This is a genomic window from Shewanella fodinae (assembly GCF_014651955.1).
Lineage (GTDB): Bacteria > Pseudomonadota > Gammaproteobacteria > Enterobacterales > Shewanellaceae > Shewanella > Shewanella fodinae.
This window is the reverse complement of sequence record NZ_BMXW01000003.1, coordinates 123,439-139,295: the sequence shown is the minus strand read 5'-3', so window position 1 is coordinate 139,295 and position 15,857 is coordinate 123,439. Positions and strand designations below refer to the sequence as shown.

Sequence of the window (15,857 nt, the reverse complement as noted above, 5' to 3'; positions counted from 1 at the left end):
TCGCGTTCAGATAAAAAACAAGCCGGTCATTGCTCCGGCTTGTTGTTTCTCGCGCATACCTGCCAGCTATTCAGGTGTTTCAGTCTTTATCTTTGCCGCAGCATAATTATTAAGACTGACAATTTTTGTTTTACTCACGCGGTGACGATAGATTTCCCTAAGATATTTAATGGCATTTTTTACCGCTTCACGGTTAAGGCGAATATCGTTGATGGAGATAAATTTATTGGCATCGCGGATAAGTTCACGGTATTTCTTTTCGTACATTGGTTTTATCGCGTGCCAATTGGTATCAAGGATTTTTGCAGGATTTTCAAATTCATCTAACATCTCGTCTAAACGTTGATCGTCAAATTCGGGTTGACGGATACATTCTAACACTGCCTCTTCCAGCATATCACCATAGCGATATTCTGTACGCGCAAAACAGCGCTTGATATAGGCCACAATCAAGGTCAGGAAGTCATCACTCATACACGGACTCTTGGCAATTAGAGTGGTTAATGACAAATTAGCCGAAGCACCAATGACCAGTGCATAACGTTTGAGCGTGGTGTTAGGAAACAGATTATTAAGGTGGGTTTTAAGTTTATTTAAATCCACATAGGAGAGTTTGTAATCCTTCGGCAAGGACACAATACATACCACCGATGAGCAACTATTGAAAAAACACAGATTTTTTAGATGATCGGCATTGAACCCGGTTTCGCGATATTTCGCCAATGCTTCACGGTATTGAGCTGCGGCAATGGGTAATAAACTGATCCCTTCGATCGCCTGGGTTTTATTATTGAAATGGGGTAAGTCGATTGAGCGGCAGAATAGATCGTCAATATCTAATCGTGATTTGTCATGTTCAAATAAGCGCCGTCCCTCGGTGACGGTTGAGTTGTCGGGCACAACGGATTCCGCATAAGCCGTTGCGACGGGTCCCGCCAGACTCATAAAGAGATCATTGGCGTCCAGACGAATAGTTTCACCAATGTTGATACCTGCGCGGCGGAAGTAATTCTCGTCATAATCTGAGGTGACTGCCTGAGCACTAAGAATGTTGAAAATTTGCTGGCTGATATATTGATTGGCATATTTTTCCATTGAATTGACATCAATATAACGGCTGTTGTCTTCATTGCTTTGCTCGGCATAACTCATGATGTCGTTAGATATCAACATCATGGCGTTCCATGGCCGGACGCGTTGTGTCACGTCGTAGCACTCGTCATTGATGTTTTCTGGGTTGTAAGAGAAATTCCACTCTTCCGCCAGGTACTTACATAACAGTCGGCCGGCGTTGATATGTAGCGCTTCAGACATATCTGGCGAGGCGGAAATTGTCGGTAAAATACAGATGCCACTGGTAAAAATCGGTTCAAAAACAAATGATTGATTCTGACCTTCCACATCAGATTCTGGCCGTATATCAAAGGTCTTGCGGATATAAGAGCTTTGCTGCGCTAGCCCGAATTCGGAGGCCATGCCAGAACCCGTACCACCCCCAGCACTGAAAATATAAAAATACAGTCTTGATTGGTTGGCTCTGATACCACAGGAATCGACCAGATAAGAGTGAATGAACGGCCAATCGGCGTTACTGAAATGCTCGGTATCTTTATTCAGAATAATTTTGGCCAGATACTGACCAAGAATGGGGGCATTACCGGCACCACCTGCATGGACTTCACTGAAGTTCATGATTTTCAGCTTATGATAATCCTCCAGTAATTGGCCGCGACCATTAGATGAATAACGTACTCGCCCTTCAATATCTTTGTCCAAATCGCCCAGCATCACCAACGGTTCGATCAGAAATACTGGCTTAGCCCCAGTGCCATGAAGTTTCAAGCCTCGTTGCAGCCAGCCACCACTAAAAGATTTTGATTTTTCAATTTTTTTGGCGTTTGCTTCTTCTGTTTTCAGAAATTCATTAAGATAAAAATTACGGGCACCATGCACCAGCAATGCTACGTCAGTAGCAATATTGGAGCCGCAACGGCCAAGACCAATCAAACAGATAGATGGGAACGCCTGCATTTGGTTTTGTTTTTCGACATTGCCATCTACTTGTGGGGAGATTTGTGCTTGAAACTTTTTAAGGTTCTGCAGAATTCGGGAAATGTCGGGCTGTGTGTAATAGAAATCAAAGTCAAAATCAGTGGGGGTATGGAAATGTGTTGGCTCACTCTCTGGAGTGGGAGCGGCTAATGTACACGCATCGGTTTCAGTGCTTACATCTGCAGCTTGCTGTTCCACAACACGTCGACTAAGCGCAGCAGATGTCGAAGTTTGGATCTTAGCTACAGGTTTGGTATCAGAATTATTTTGACGCACAATAAGACCCTCTTCAGATAGAATCATAGGCTAATCAACACACTGCTAGGTAGCTAACAAAAAAGAAGTTACTGATTAGTTATTACACAGTTTTTGAATTTTTGATAGTCGATGAACACAATGTTATGTGATATCAATCTGATAATTGAGGTTTAACCCTCAATGACGACCGGGTAGGCAAAATTTGCGCAACCCTTGGAGTTGAGACTATTGTGGTTAAGCCTGACGGGCACTAAGTGGTGTCAGTGCGAGGTGGCTGTTGGCGTAAACCCTTGCATACTGTATGAGTAAGTTAAATCCCAATGCTAATGCTAGGTTTTTGGCAAAAATCAGTGCGTTACTTTGACGTCACAACGTACGAATATCGATGGTTGATGGGGTGAGTCGATTAAGCAGAAAAACGCCGGCAACTTGCCTAATGCCGATCGCTTTAAGTAATTGAACGATCCTGAGCAGACTTCATAATCGGCCTCAACATTGTTGAGGCCGATTTTTTATGTCCGAATTTTCTAAAGAGTTGCAGATCACCGCCGAGTTTTGCCAAGAGCATCATCTCAACGCCTTTGCTAAACATATTCCTCTAGCGTGGGTGGAAGAGGCGGTTAAGCAAACAGGTAAAGCTTCCGTCCGTAAGCGCCGGTTTCCTGCCGAGCAAGCGGTATGGCTTGTGTTAGGGATTGGTCTGTTACGAGACCGCTCTATTCAAACGGTTTGTGACAGACTTGAACTTGCGTTCCCTGATGCCAAAGGCGAACTTCCTCCGTTGGCGACAAGTAGCATCATTAAGGGCAAAGAAAAACTGGGCTTTGAACCCATGCGTTATCTGTTCAAACTCACGGCGGCTCAATGGGATAAGCAAAGTGAATTCGCGCAGTGCTGTGGTTTGAAACTGATGAGCGTGGACGGAACGTACTTCAAAACCCATGATACTGAAAGTAATCGTACCTTTGGCTATGCTCAAAAATCTGCGTCATTTCCTTCAGTGCTTGCAGTCACCTTGATGTCCACTAAAACACATTTAGTCTCCGATGCGGCTTTTGGCCCTGTGACAGAAAGTGAAATCGCTTATGCACAACAACTTGTCGGCTCTGCACCAGAAAACTCTTTAACGCTGTTTGACCGCGGCTTTATGTCCGCAGAACTCTTTTCAAGCTGGCAAGGCGGTGGCGAAAATACCCATTGGCTCACGCCCATTAAGTCCAAATTTAGATACGACATTCTGGCGTCATACAGCGATTATGACANGAAGTCTTAAGAGTGATGGGATATACCAGGAGCTTTGGGGAATACTGACGTCATACAACATTATTCGCCTAGAAATGGCTGAAATGGCCAAACAACATCAAGTGGAGCCGTTACGTATTAGTTTCGTCAATGCGCTTTATCTGATACAGGATGAGTTTATTTGGTCAGATACTGGCGCCCCGGGAGCAATTCCTAAGGCACTGAAAACGCTTAGAGATAATGGTAAGCGGCTAATTCTGCCAGAGAAAAGGAAAAGACAGCCTTACCCAAGAGCTGTATTTAAAAAAGCGGCGAAATATCCTTCACGCTCTAGAGATAAGAACGCCACTCGCTTAAGCGCGAGTGGCGTTAGGCTACTTGCCGGCGTTTTTCTATTCGATTTCTTGACGTAGATACTGAAACAGATCTCGCGCAGATTTTGATTCGGGCGCTTTTTCTAGCTCTTTCTTGGCCTGACGCACCAGTTGCCTGAGTTTTTGTCTATCCAGATGCGGTTGTTCATCCAGCAATTGCTGGATAGCGTCATCACCTTCTGCCAGCAGTTTGTCTCGCAATTTTTCAGTGATTTGGGCTTGGGCTGTCACTAGGTTGGCGCGATTTAACACTTTATCTAGGGCGGCTTTAATCGCATCCAGATCGGCATCTCGCATCAGCCGTCCAATGTACTGAATTTGGCGCCGATAAGAATCTGTGTTGTCTTTAATGCGTTTGGCTAACGCCAGCGCGTCCAGCAAATTTTCATCCAGCGGGATACGTTCCAACTGCCCTTTGCTCAATCCCAGTAGCTGTTTCCCCAACTCTTGTGCCGCAGTGCTTTCGCGCTTGAGGGCAGATTTACTGACGTAATTCTCGTCATCATCGTAGGGCTGCTTCATTTTTTCGGAGTCATCAACGATTTTCATGGTACTCACATATCTATATGGCTACTGAAGCTAATTGTAACATTGTCGCTGATGCACGTCTTGTGACGGATTTTTACCGTAGGTTGCCCAGTTTGCGCTGCTAATGTCAGTGGTGTTTGTTATGCTAAGCCACACGTCTTTAAAGAAGAGTATCGTTGTGTCTGCAAATTTTATTGATGGTGAGCTGCCCGCCCTGCAAGATGCCGTAGCCATGGCGTTGGAGTTTGCCCAGGGGCTCGGAGTGAATGCTGCTGAGGTGGCAATCAGTAAACAACAGGGCTTGAGTGTTTCCTCGCGGTTACAGGAAGTGGAAACCGTTGAATTTAATAAAGATGGTGCTCTTGGTATTACCGTCTATCGCGATGGTTGCAAGGGCAATTCCTCCACCTCGGATTTATCCGCCGATGCGATTCGCGAAGCGGTGAGAGCTGCCGACAGTATTGCCCGTTATACCAGCGAAGATCCGGCTTCTGGCTTAGCAGAAAAGTCGCTGATGGCGACCGAATTTCCAGATTTGCAACTGTATCACCCGCGACATACTACCCCAGAAGAACTGGCACAATTGGCCATTGCTGCCGAAGCTGCCGCTTTGGGCCGTGACAAGCGTATTACTAATTCAGATGGTGCCTCGGCTAATGCCCATAACAGCGTGCGAGTTTACGGTAACAGTCACGGCTTTTTGCAAGGGTATTGCAGCAGTCGTTACAGCCTCAGTTGTGTGGTGATTGGCAGCGATGATAACGGTGATATGCAGCGTGATTACGATTACACCGTGGCACGGCAGTTTGATGCGATGCTGGCCGCAGATAAGGTTGGTATCAGCGCTGCAGACAAAACACTTAGTCGCCTAGGTGGGCGCAAACTGGCGACTGGCAGTCTGCCGGTATTGTTCGCTGCCGATGTGGCTACCGGGTTGCTGGGGCATCTGGTCAGCGCTATTAGCGGCTCAACGCTTTACCGTAAATCCAGTTTTCTGCTAGATGCTTTGGGGCAACCGATTTTCCCTGCGTGGTTTGCTATCCATGAACAGCCCAAGCTGCTTGGTGGGTTTGCCAGTGCTAACTATGACAGTGAAGGCGTGGCAACCCGTGATCGCTTTATTGTGGAGCAAGGTGTGTTGCAAAGTTATCTGCTGACTAGCTACTCTGCCCGTAAACTGGGGATGCAGAATACCGGCCACGCCGGGGGCATCTATAACTGGACGGTAACGGACAGCGGTAAAAGCTTCCAGGAGCTGATCAGCAGCATGGATAAAGGGCTGGTGGTGACTGAAGTGATGGGCCAAGGGGTGAATACGGTCACTGGGGATTACTCCCGCGGGGCTGCCGGTTTTTATGTGGAAAATGGTGAAATCTGTTACCCGGTAGAGGAGATTACCATCGCTGGTAACCTGCGGGATATGTTCCGTAACATTCAGGCGGTTGCCAATGATCGTGAAATGCGCTCCTCAATCCGTACTGGTGCTATCTTGCTCGACAGCATGAAAATTGCTGGCAGCTAAGCTGCGGTGAGAAACAAAAAGGTGCCAATTGGCACCTTTTTAGTATGGGTCTAGCTGTTGTGCCCGTGGTAGCAACTGCCGGGTATAGTGTTCCTGCACTAGGCTGAATGGGGTATTGTCACTGCGGTAAATTACGGCCAGATGTTCCATGACAAAAACTGGCAATGCGCCTTCATCTGGCAACAGTGGATGATTGCTGAGACTGCGGCGAAAAAAACCGGCATCACGGGCGATGCTGCCTAAGGCATGTGCTTTTTTTGCCAGCGCCTGCTGCATGGTAGGCGTCAGCATATCGGCTCTGAACCAGTGATCAAATACCGCTACAACTTTACCGCCGCAAAGGAAACGCTGCTTAAGATAACTGAGTTGAGTATCTGGGGTAATCTTCAGTAACTGGTAGACATTGGCTGGTGGTGACAGTTGCCTGTCGGTATCTACCACGATCTGCAGATCTTCGGCGTTGTTAAGTTGCTGGTTACACCAGTGATTGAGTGTCGCAGGTGCATTTTTGCTATGTACTAAGCGCTGATTAAGTTGCATCAGCATTTCGGCGGCAGTCATTAGTGGTGGAATACTGACCGGCACTGCAAAAACAGGCAGACACCAGCACAGGGTGATGGGGTAAAACAGCAATACGCTTGCGCGCAGTAATCCTTTCATGCCAACGGCCATCAATTGAGAACCTTCAATAGATTGTATTTATTGAGTTTGTATCTTGCAGTTTTGCAAATAAACCCTGCGATCTCTAATGGATCGTTTAAGCTGTCAGTTCAATTTAAAACAAGCGGCGGTATAAATACAGCCCGGAATGTACTCAAATAACGAATATTTTTAACCGCAACAAGGACAATGGTGGGTAAAAAGGTCGCATGTGTCACCACATCACCCGAAATTTTCCGTTGCGGCAAACCGCTGGTTTTTTATGGCATAAAGGATAAAATCTGCACACTGTTGAACGTCCGACATTTCTTTCGGTCCAACAGATGGTTCATTATTGGAGGCAATATGAGTAATAAAGTACCGGCAGAGCCGCAGGCCCATGAAATGGGGCGAGGCGCAATCAAAGACAATGCCCTTAAAGCTTTGGTGACCAGTCAACTGTTTCGCAGTCGCACAGAGAAAGCCAAAAAAGGCAAGGGAGCATTCCAACGCAAACAACGCAACCAGAAGGGGCAAGCTTACAAGGGCTATGCCCCTTCCGATTTTTATGGGCTGTTGTGTTAGCTGCAATCAGCGATAAACAGCATAGCCTCAGGCCCGCATCCTTGGTAAAACCAACACTTATTCCGCTTCAGTCTCATCTGGCATATCCACCAGTTCAGCCCACAGGTCGTGTTCATCTGAATGAGTGATTAACGCTCTGACTACATTACCCGGTTCCAGCTCAGTTTCACCGTTGATAAATACCATGCCATCGATTTCTGGCGCATCAGCATAACTGCGGCCAATGGCGCCTTCTTCATCCACATCGTCGATCAGAATGTCTAACTCACAGCCTACCAACCGCGCTAACCGTTCGGCACTGATGTCTGCCTGCAGTTCCATGAAGCGGGCGTAGCGTTCCTCTTTTACCGCTTCACTGATCAGCGTTTCTCCCAAATCGTTGGCAGCAGCGCCTTCCACTTCTGAGTATTTGAAGCAACCAACGCGGTCCAGTCGGGCTTCTTTGAGGAAATCCAGCAGCATCTGGAAATCTTCTTCAGTTTCGCCTGGGAATCCTACGATGAAGGTAGAACGGATCACCAAATCTGGACAGATTTCGCGCCACTTGCGGATGGCATCCAACTGCCGATCAACCCGACCTGGACGTTTCATTAACTTAAGAATTCGCGGGCTGGCATGCTGCAGTGGCAAATCCAGATAGGGCAGGATTAAACCTTGTGCCATCAAAGGGATAAGTTCGTCAACCCATGGGTAAGGATACACATAGTGCAGACGGATCCACGCGCCCATGTGACCGAGCTGCTTAGCCAACTCGGTGATATTCTGCTTCACCGGCATGCCGTTCCAGAAACCTGTACGGCCTGCTTTATCTTTGCCGTAAGCGGAGGTGTCCTGACTGACCACCAGAATCTCTTGCACACCACTTTCTACAAGACGTTTGGCTTCATCCAGCACACTGCCAATCTCGCGGCTGTCAAGATCGCCGCGTAGTGATGGGATAATGCAGAAGGTGCAGCGGTTATCACAGCCTTCTGAAATCTTCAGATAGGCATAATGCTTCGGGGTCAGTTTTACCCCAGTCTGCGGGATCAATGAGGTAAATGGGTTATGTGCTGGCTTGGGAACGTATTTGTGAACATGACTCAGTACGGCTTCATAGCTGTGAGGCCCGGTGATCTCTAGTACATCCGGGTGCACTTCACGGATCTGGTTTTCCTTGGCACCGAGGCAACCGGTCACCAGCACCTTACCGTTTTCTTCCAGTGCTTCGCGGATGGCATCCAGCGACTCTTCTACCGCAGCATCAATAAAGCCACAGGTGTTCACAATCACCAGATCGGCATCGTCATAGGTGTTGGTAACCTCATAACCATCAATGCGTAGCTGGGTCAGAATGCGTTCCGAGTCTACCAGGTTTTTGGGGCAGCCCAAGCTGACAAAACCAATGCGGTTACCTCCTGTGCCTGCGTCAGATTCGGCAGCGGTTTGCGCAATGGTTCTGGCTGGAGTATCCAAAGTGGTGGTCTGCTTGGGGTCAAAAGTTTCTACAGGGTTTTTCAAGATCCGCGTTCCGCAATACAGTTAATCGATTACCGGCTTGGCCGGACAAAAAGTGGCGGCGATTATACCTCAGCTAGCTAAAAGGTACAGAACTGGTGGTTAAAAAATACCCTGAAGCGCAGCTGAATGATACGCGGATTACGCTTGCCAACAGGCGCTGTGATGCTTAGCTTAGAGCCAATCAAATTGTAAAAGGAACGCTCAGATGAATAAAGCCATGTTACCCGGAATGATGTTGGCATTGGTGTTACCTATGCTAAGTCTGGCAGATGATGTGGGGGCACAGGAACGGCCATTGTTGGAAACCGTTGGTGTCAGCCAGATTGAAACCGATCCCGACCAGGCTCAAGTGACGGTGGAGGTGGTGATAAAGGCAGATAAAGCGGCAGATGCTAAGAAGCAGGCAGATAAAGCTGTGACAGCTTTTATTGAGCGTCTGCAGCAAGCGGGCGTCAGTAAGGATCACATTAACAGCGCCAATTTGAATCTGCAGCCCCAGTATGTGTATCCAGAACGAGGCGGTGAACCCCAGTTATCAGGTTATCAAGCCAGCCGTACTGTGACGTTGGAACTGGCACTTGAACAGTTAAATCCGGTACTGGATAAAGCGTTACAGGAAGGCATCAATAGCGTGCGACAGATCAGCTTAAAGTCAAGCCACGAAGCGGCCTTACGTAAACAGGCAAGGGATGCAGCGATTAAAGATGCTCAGCAAAAAGCGCAAGAGCTGGCCACCGGATTTGGCGCTAAGCTCGATGGCGTCTGGTCTATTCGCTATTTCGATCAGACGCCAGTGCCCATGCTCAGTGTCAGCCGCAAAGCGATGATGGACAGTGCTGAAAATCAGAGCTACCAGTATGGCAAAGTGACTTTCAGTGATCGTGTTGAAGTCAGCTATAAGCTGAAGGACTAGTCGTCAGTTGGAACGGAGGGCGTTGGCAACAGCAATTGGTAAAAAGCCAGATCCAGCCAACGTCCAAATTTAAACGCCACCTGTGGCAGTGTGCCACTGTGGCGAAAACCTAGCTTCTCATGTAGCGCAATACTGGCGGCGTTATCTGCATCAATCGCACCCACCATGGCATGAAATTGTTGTGCTTGTGCTAATTCAAGCAAGTGCTGCATCAACCGGGTAGCAATGCCTTTGCCATAGTGCTTCGGGTCTACGTAGACCGAGTGTTCCACTGAATATTTGTTGGCGGGAAAACCGCGAAACGGCCCATAGCTGGCAAATCCCAACAGTTGCTGCTGCTCATCCACCGCCGCAATGATTGGCCAATTCCCTTGCTCTTTAGCCGCAAACCACTGCGCAATGCGTTGCTTATCCCGCGGCAGATATTCATAAAGTGCTGTGGTATTGGCAATAGCAAAATTAAAGATTTGCTGAACAGCATCGCCATGAACTTCATAGCGGCAGCGAACGATTTGCATCCTGATCTCCATAGGACCGAACCCGGTACGTGACATTATGCCACAGGCTAAAATGCTCGGAGTAGTACAGCGCTAATTGACAGATGTTTCTACAAAGGAACTCAGTACTAAATTACGCCCACGCCGTTTGGCCTCCAGCAGTAACGCATCCGCTTTTTCGAAGGCAGAACTGATGGTGTCTGTGGGGGTTATTTCGGTAACGCCAAAACTACCGGTAATTGGACGACTAATCCCGGCGATGCACATTTGTGGCAACGCCTGTCGTAACCTTTCCGCAGTAGCTGTGGCATCTGTCTGATCGCTGCCCGGTAACAACAACATAAATTCATCGCCACCGAAACGCCCCAGCATATCGGCTTGCCGTAGCTGTGTATTGACCAAATTAGCCAGTGAAATTAAGGCTAAGTCACCGATCGTATGACCAAATCTGTCATTGATCTGTTTGAAGGAGTCGATATCGAACACGATGACTGAAATCGGTTGTCGATAATAGCGGGCACGCAGGATCTCCTGCTCCGCTTGTTGAAAAAAATGTTGTCGTGAATAGGCATTGGTCAGTGAGTCTTTACGGGTCATCTCTCGTAAGCGACTATTACTTGATGCCAGCACTGGGATCAATAGTCCGAAATAGGTGCTGGCGGCAAGCACACTTATTGAAAACTGAAAAATCAACGCATCTTCGCCTAACGCCAGATACTTGACCAATACGGCCGTGAAAAAGCTCATCAGTGCGATGCTAATGCCACTGCGTAATGGCGTTTCCGTGTAGACGATCCACATTTGCGGAATACACAAAAAGAAGATGGCAAAGGCCAGTTCTTTCATCTGCAAACTGGCCGTCAGCGACATCACACTCACCATCAGCACTGCTGCTGTGGCAAGTTTCAGTAAAAATTCCCAGCCGGAACCCGCTACCTGTCGTAGTCCTAGTTCACTGACCCATACGCCATAACGCGGATAAATCCTGCGTAACAGACCAATCAGCAATGGGGTCAATACGAGGATCCCCAGTAAATCTCCCACCCATAACGGCAACCATAACTGATGACCCGCTGCTGAATCGGCTATCACACCACTGATCACCAGTGCTGTTTGGGTGAAATAGCTCGCCAATAGTGCTGATAACGGACCGATAATCGTGAACGCCAAGAGTAATGAGGGAAGCTGATGATCGTCCCGGCGGCTGATCAGTAATTTCAACAGACAAGCGCCGGTAGCGTAGGCAGAGATATGAGCGAGCGCGAACAATGCGCCGGTTTCTAGCAACTGGTGCAGCGGTAGTTGGGTGCCGTAATCAATATTCTCCCAGAACGTGGCAGCCATACAGCAACACGCAATGGGGGGAATGGCGCGTAGTCCGAGCAATAAAATGGCGGAAAAAGTCAGTCCTGCCGGAGGGAACCAAATGCTGGCGTGTGGTGCATATTCCATAAGCGAGGAAATTTTCCACAACAGCATCCATATGATGATCAACAGCAAATCACTCAGCACGGGCCAGCGAACCAGTGTTGAGTATATTTTCAGTTTTCCTTGCGGCGGTTCGTAGTCCGCTTTTGTTTGTGGATGCTGCAAATGAATGCTCTGGTTGCCTCAAAGCTGAGACGTAATAAGTAACCGACTGTCAGTAGTAATAGTTTACATGCAGGTTATATTTTTGCTACTGATAACAAGTTTTTAACTTAAATCCCTCATGAAATTGTTGTTTGCCATGGTAGCAAAACGATTTTCAGCAGGTTCTGTCAATGCGACAATCAAGACATAATGCTTTGGCTGACAGCGGTGGCTTTTGACAATCGGTTCAGCGCATTCAAGGGGAAGGATTGTATGGAATTAGCGATATATCAGGTAGATGCTTTTACCGGAAAGGTTTTTAAAGGTAATCCTGCTGGGGTGTGTATTACCGATGAACCGCTGGATGTGTCGTTGATGCAGGCGATCGCTGCCGAAATGGCCGTGTCTGAAACGGCATTCCTCAGCCTCAGTGACTGGCGTTTGCGTTGGTTTACGCCGGATACTGAAGTGGCATTGTGTGGCCACGGGACCTTAGCAACTGCACATGTTTTGCGACAACAAGGGCTGTTGGACGATGGTAGCAGCGTGGTTTTCCATACACTTTCTGGACCGTTGATTGTTTCTTGTGACGGTTCGCTGCTGACTATGGATTTTCCTCAGGCTTGTTTGGATTATCAAGCTCAGGTATCTGATGCATTGCTGCAGGCATTATCATTGTGCCGAGATGATGTTGTCGCCACTGTCGCCTTTGGTACTAAATTACTACTGGAAGTGGCGAAAGAGGCAATACTGCTCGACCTTGCGCCAGATTTTTCTGCGCTACGAAGCTTACCTGGCCGTGGCGTCGTGGTCACTGCACTGGCGGTAACGCGGCCGGAAGATGTCGTGAGCCGTTACTTTGCCCCTTGGGTTGGTGTGGACGAAGATCCAGTCACTGGCTCAGCGCATTGTGCATTGGCGGTCTATTGGGGCAAAAAATTGGGGCGACAGACGTTGACTGGGTATCAGGCTTCTGCTCGTGGGGGAACGGTACAAATGCAACTTCAGGCAGATGGTCGGGTGTGGCTCCGTGGTGAAGCCGTCACTGTGCTTCGAGGGACACTACAAGTGTGAACCGTTTGAGAGTGGTGACAACCCACCATTTGGCGGGTTGTCACTTGTTACTAGCTGATTAGTTTACTCTAAAACGTTGCAGCAGTTGCTTTAACTGGGTGGCTTCCTCTAACAGTTCTGCGGCGGCATTTTTACAGTCGCGGGCATTTTCACTGTTACGTTGAGTGACGCCATCAACCTGATTAAGTCCAGTGGTGGTTTCATTAATACCCTGTACTTGTTCCTCTGATGCAATGGCAATGCTGGCCACCAGTTCAGATACTTCACCGGTACTTCGGCGAATTTGCTCTAGGGCTTCTGCTGTCCGTCGGGATATTTCAATACCCGACTGAGTATTGGCCGAACTTTCATCGATCAGTTTTGCGGCATCGCTAGCGGCGTCCGCACTGCGCTGTGCCAGTTGCCTTACTTCATCGGCAACGACGGCAAAGCCTCTGCCGGCATCTCCTGCCCGAGCCGCCTCAATAGCGGCGTTTAACGCTAGCAAGTTGGTCTGTGAAGTAATTTCGTCAATGGCGTTGATAATCTGGTGGATGCGCTCGCCGGAAGCATGTATCGCTTCCATCGCCGCCACCATTTCACCCATGTGTTCACTGCCTTTTTCTGCCGAGGAGGTTGATTCCCGTGAGAACCGGTTGGCCTTGCTGGCATTGTCGGCGTTAGCGTTGGTCTGACTGGATATCTCCACCATCGCCGCGCCCATCTGTGTTATGGATGATGCTGACTGCATAGCGCCATCAGAGAGGACTTCACTAAGATGCGATACCTGGCTGGAGCTGGCACCGATGCTATCGGCACTGCGTTGGATTTGACTGACTAGCTGGCTAAGATGCCCCACCATCTCTTGCAATGCTAATCCCAGTTGATCGCGATCCGATGCCAGTGCAACATCCACGGTAAGATCGCCTTCACTGATTTTTTTAGCGAGTACGGCACGTTGCCGTAAGCTGCTGCACATCTGGTTCAGTGCCTTAGCAAGCCGACCCACTTCATCGTCAGAGGTGTGTTCCATCTGCTGTGAAAAATCGCCGTCTTTAATGGTCAGCGCGAGTTCCGCAGCCCGGCGGATGGGACGGGCAATATTACCTGCCGCTACCCATAACGCTGCCAATGCCAGCAAGGTAACCACAATGCCCACAACAAATTGCCAGTTGCGGCTGTTAGTGCTGTTGTGGCTGAGTTCATCAGTCAACGCCATTGCTTCAGCCAGCACTTTGACCTTGGGAACTGTGAACAATATCGCCCATGGGCGACCGGTATTTCCCATGACGATGGGGGCTATCACACTCATGTTATCGGCATCATCCCAGACACGAGACTGGCCTTGTTGCACTTGCTTGATCAGCGCATCGGCTTTATCTGCCGCCAGAATTTTGGTCAGAGGCTGGCCAATATCTTCAGCATGACTACTGCTGGCGACGAGCAATCCTTGGTAACTGATAATAGAGACTTCAGCAGCGCCACTGTAGAGTTCTTGCTGTAATTTATTTGTTAATGTCTGCACAAAGGTCAGATCGTAGTCGACGCCGACAACGCCGTAAAACTTACCATTGGCAACAATCGGCGATGAAATGGTGGCCAACCATACTTGTTTGCCTTGGACGATATAAGGGATTGGATCTAGCACGTTGGGCTGCAACGATTCTCGTGGTTTACTGTACCAGCCGCCTTTGAGCACGCCATTGGGATGACGACTGTCGGTGTCATATTCCACTAACGGTTGTACCGCAATATTGCCCTGGGCGTTGCGGGTCCAGTAAGGCGTGAAGCGGCCCGTCTGAGGATTATTACCGTCACCGCCACCAATAAATGCCTGATCGTTACCGTCCAGACCATTAGGCTCCCAGCAACTGTAGGTACCATTAAGATTTTTATTTTTAGTCAGCACGTTATACAGAATTTCATTGATACTTTTACGACTGAGCTGCACCGCACCAGCGTTTGCATGGACCAACTCAAAGCTACTGGCAAGCGTGCCAGAGATATCCAGTGCGTGTTCGAATTCGGTGGCAATACTACCAGCACGTTCTTCAGCCAGTGTTTGGAGACTGTCACTGGCTTGTTTCTGTACCAGTGTACCAACGCGACCTGATACCAGAGATTCGGTATTCTTGGCCGAGAAGATTGCGTAGCCGATAAGCACGATAGCTGAACCCAAAAGGCATATCCCTGCCACAGTTGCAATTTTTCCCTGAATGGAAGCAATTTTCATCTAGTTGTACCTTTGGGAGTTATGTGGGTATGTCGCGTTGGATGCGACTCCTTAAAGTGTGGTTCACCTTTCCAGATTTGCCAGATTTTTTATCAGGTTAACTTCATAACTTTGGAATTTAATTTGAGGCAGTCGCTGTGGCATTTTGTCGCAGTCATTGAGGATTTCTTTATTTGATGCTGCATTAGTGCTTAGAGCAGGCTCACACTTTTGATATAGTGCAGTCATCGGATTTTGAACGGAATTTGTCTATGATTGCCGCGTTTGATGTCGATGCCCAACGTACCTTTACGCCTTTGTGCCCCCATGAGTTACCTGTCGTGGGCGGCGATGAAATTGCTGCGGAGTTAAATGCTCAGGCGCAATTGGCGCAGTTACGGATAGCGTCCAAAGACGCCCATTGCCCAACGGCCAAATGGGTGGTTGCCAGTCATGCTGAGATGCTGCAACCGCTAGATTATCCAGATGCTGATCTGACTTGGGTCAGGCATGCAGAGCCGGGTACAGAAGGATTTGAATTGATCCCGGGATTACCCGCACCTGCGGAGTATGATTTTCTGGTATATAAAGGTGTCGAAACGGCGATGCATCCTTATGGTGCGTGTTACCACGACTTGGCTGGCCGTATCTCAACCGGAGTGATTGAATGGCTAAAGTGCCACCAAGTAGATACCGTATTGGTGGGCGGTTTGGCGCTGGACTTCTGTGTCAAAACCACCGCATTACAATTAGCTGCCGCCGGGTTTAATGTGTATTTGAACCTAGCAGCATGCCGAGCTATCAGTGAAACCGGAGCCTCCACCGCATGTGAAGAAATGCGTCAGGCAGGCATCACGCTGGTAAAAGACAGTCAGGTGTTGGCGGCCAAATTGCAAGGGAGCCATTGATT

At 48.5% G+C, this 15,857-nt stretch carries 13 protein-coding genes; 6 read left to right on the top strand and 7 right to left on the bottom strand.

Going from position 1 to position 15,857, the window contains the following annotated elements; genetic code table 11:
• Positions 1 to 66 precede the first annotated feature (66 nt).
• On the bottom strand, positions 67 to 2,328 hold the full coding sequence (locus tag IE064_RS04525; RefSeq protein WP_229799854.1) for a hypothetical protein: 2,262 nt from the start codon (positions 2,326 to 2,328) through the stop codon (positions 67 to 69).
• A 496-nt stretch (positions 2,329 to 2,824) separates the two neighbouring features.
• Here IE064_RS04525 and IE064_RS04520 point away from each other — a divergent pair, with 496 nt between their 5' ends.
• Complete coding sequence (locus IE064_RS04520) at positions 2,825 to 3,583, top strand: IS4 family transposase (RefSeq protein ID WP_229799853.1); 759 nt, start codon at positions 2,825 to 2,827, stop codon at positions 3,581 to 3,583.
• 361 nt (positions 3,584 to 3,944) lie between these two features.
• On the opposite strand, the gene yjgA is transcribed toward IE064_RS04520, so the two are convergent.
• On the bottom strand, positions 3,945 to 4,475 hold the full coding sequence (gene yjgA, locus IE064_RS04515; RefSeq protein WP_189616813.1) for a ribosome biogenesis factor YjgA: 531 nt from the start codon (positions 4,473 to 4,475) through the stop codon (positions 3,945 to 3,947).
• A gap of 157 nt (positions 4,476 to 4,632) precedes the next feature.
• On the opposite strand from yjgA, the gene pmbA reads away from it, so the two are divergent.
• Positions 4,633 to 5,976 carry a metalloprotease PmbA gene (pmbA, locus tag IE064_RS04510; RefSeq protein WP_189616811.1) on the top strand — a complete coding sequence of 448 codons (1,344 nt, stop codon included), beginning with the start codon at positions 4,633 to 4,635 and terminating at the stop codon, positions 5,974 to 5,976.
• A 39-nt stretch (positions 5,977 to 6,015) separates the two neighbouring features.
• Here the strand turns inward: pmbA and IE064_RS04505 are convergent, their stop codons facing one another.
• The gene (locus IE064_RS04505; RefSeq protein ID WP_189616809.1) at positions 6,016 to 6,636 is read right to left on the bottom strand and encodes a hypothetical protein; all 621 of its coding nucleotides are present in this window, start codon (positions 6,634 to 6,636) and stop codon (positions 6,016 to 6,018) included.
• Between the two features lie 345 nt (positions 6,637 to 6,981).
• On the opposite strand from IE064_RS04505, the gene IE064_RS04500 reads away from it, so the two are divergent.
• Positions 6,982 to 7,200 (top strand): ribosome alternative rescue factor ArfA, encoded by a 219-nt coding sequence (locus IE064_RS04500; protein ID WP_189616808.1) that lies wholly within the window; start codon positions 6,982 to 6,984, stop codon positions 7,198 to 7,200.
• 57 nt (positions 7,201 to 7,257) lie between these two features.
• Here IE064_RS04500 and rimO read toward each other — a convergent pair whose 3' ends face one another.
• Positions 7,258 to 8,700 carry a 30S ribosomal protein S12 methylthiotransferase RimO gene (gene rimO, locus IE064_RS04495; RefSeq protein ID WP_189616806.1) on the bottom strand — a complete coding sequence of 481 codons (1,443 nt, stop codon included), beginning with the start codon at positions 8,698 to 8,700 and terminating at the stop codon, positions 7,258 to 7,260.
• 205 nt (positions 8,701 to 8,905) lie between these two features.
• Between rimO and IE064_RS04490 the strand changes: the two genes are divergently transcribed.
• Entirely contained in the window at positions 8,906 to 9,613 is a 708-nt protein-coding gene (locus IE064_RS04490) for an oxidative stress defense protein (protein ID WP_189616804.1), read from the top strand.
• Here IE064_RS04490 and IE064_RS04485 read toward each other — a convergent pair.
• Both IE064_RS04485 and IE064_RS04480 read right to left on the bottom strand, forming a co-directional pair.
• Entirely contained in the window at positions 9,610 to 10,131 is a 522-nt protein-coding gene (locus IE064_RS04485; RefSeq protein WP_189616802.1) for a GNAT family N-acetyltransferase, read from the bottom strand. The genes IE064_RS04490 and IE064_RS04485 overlap by 4 nt on opposite strands.
• Positions 10,132 to 10,203: 72 nt before the next feature.
• Positions 10,204 to 11,703: a GGDEF domain-containing protein gene (locus tag IE064_RS04480; RefSeq protein ID WP_189616800.1), complete on the bottom strand. Its 1,500-nt coding sequence runs from the start codon at positions 11,701 to 11,703 to the stop codon at positions 10,204 to 10,206.
• Between the two features lie 252 nt (positions 11,704 to 11,955).
• Here IE064_RS04480 and IE064_RS04475 point away from each other — a divergent pair, with 252 nt between their 5' ends.
• Positions 11,956 to 12,756, top strand: a complete 801-nt coding sequence (locus IE064_RS04475; protein ID WP_189616798.1) for a PhzF family phenazine biosynthesis protein — start codon at positions 11,956 to 11,958, stop codon at positions 12,754 to 12,756.
• Positions 12,757 to 12,814: 58 nt separating this feature from the next.
• Here IE064_RS04475 and IE064_RS04470 read toward each other — a convergent pair whose 3' ends face one another.
• On the bottom strand, positions 12,815 to 14,968 hold the full coding sequence (locus IE064_RS04470; protein WP_189616796.1) for a methyl-accepting chemotaxis protein: 2,154 nt from the start codon (positions 14,966 to 14,968) through the stop codon (positions 12,815 to 12,817).
• 251 nt (positions 14,969 to 15,219) lie between these two features.
• On the opposite strand from IE064_RS04470, the gene IE064_RS04465 reads away from it, so the two are divergent.
• Entirely contained in the window at positions 15,220 to 15,855 is a 636-nt protein-coding gene (locus tag IE064_RS04465; protein ID WP_133038483.1) for a nicotinamidase, read from the top strand.
• Positions 15,856 to 15,857 lie beyond the last annotated feature (2 nt).

What these genes read in the sequence shown, in the direction of transcription:
- yjgA (WP_189616813.1), bottom strand. Translation starts at nt 4,475, where the DNA reads ATGAAAATCGTTGATGACTCCGAAAAAATGAAGCAGCCCTACGATGAT.
- IE064_RS04505 (WP_189616809.1), bottom strand. Translation starts at nt 6,636, where the DNA reads ATGAAAGGATTACTGCGCGCAAGCGTATTGCTGTTTTACCCCATCACC.
- IE064_RS04500 (WP_189616808.1), top strand. Translation starts at nt 6,982, where the DNA reads ATGAGTAATAAAGTACCGGCAGAGCCGCAGGCCCATGAAATGGGGCGA.
- IE064_RS04490 (WP_189616804.1), top strand. Translation starts at nt 8,906, where the DNA reads ATGAATAAAGCCATGTTACCCGGAATGATGTTGGCATTGGTGTTACCT.
- IE064_RS04485 (WP_189616802.1), bottom strand. Translation starts at nt 10,131, where the DNA reads ATGCAAATCGTTCGCTGCCGCTATGAAGTTCATGGCGATGCTGTTCAG.
- IE064_RS04475 (WP_189616798.1), top strand. Translation starts at nt 11,956, where the DNA reads ATGGAATTAGCGATATATCAGGTAGATGCTTTTACCGGAAAGGTTTTT.
- IE064_RS04470 (WP_189616796.1), bottom strand. Translation starts at nt 14,968, where the DNA reads ATGAAAATTGCTTCCATTCAGGGAAAAATTGCAACTGTGGCAGGGATA.
- IE064_RS04465 (WP_133038483.1), top strand. Translation starts at nt 15,220, where the DNA reads ATGATTGCCGCGTTTGATGTCGATGCCCAACGTACCTTTACGCCTTTG.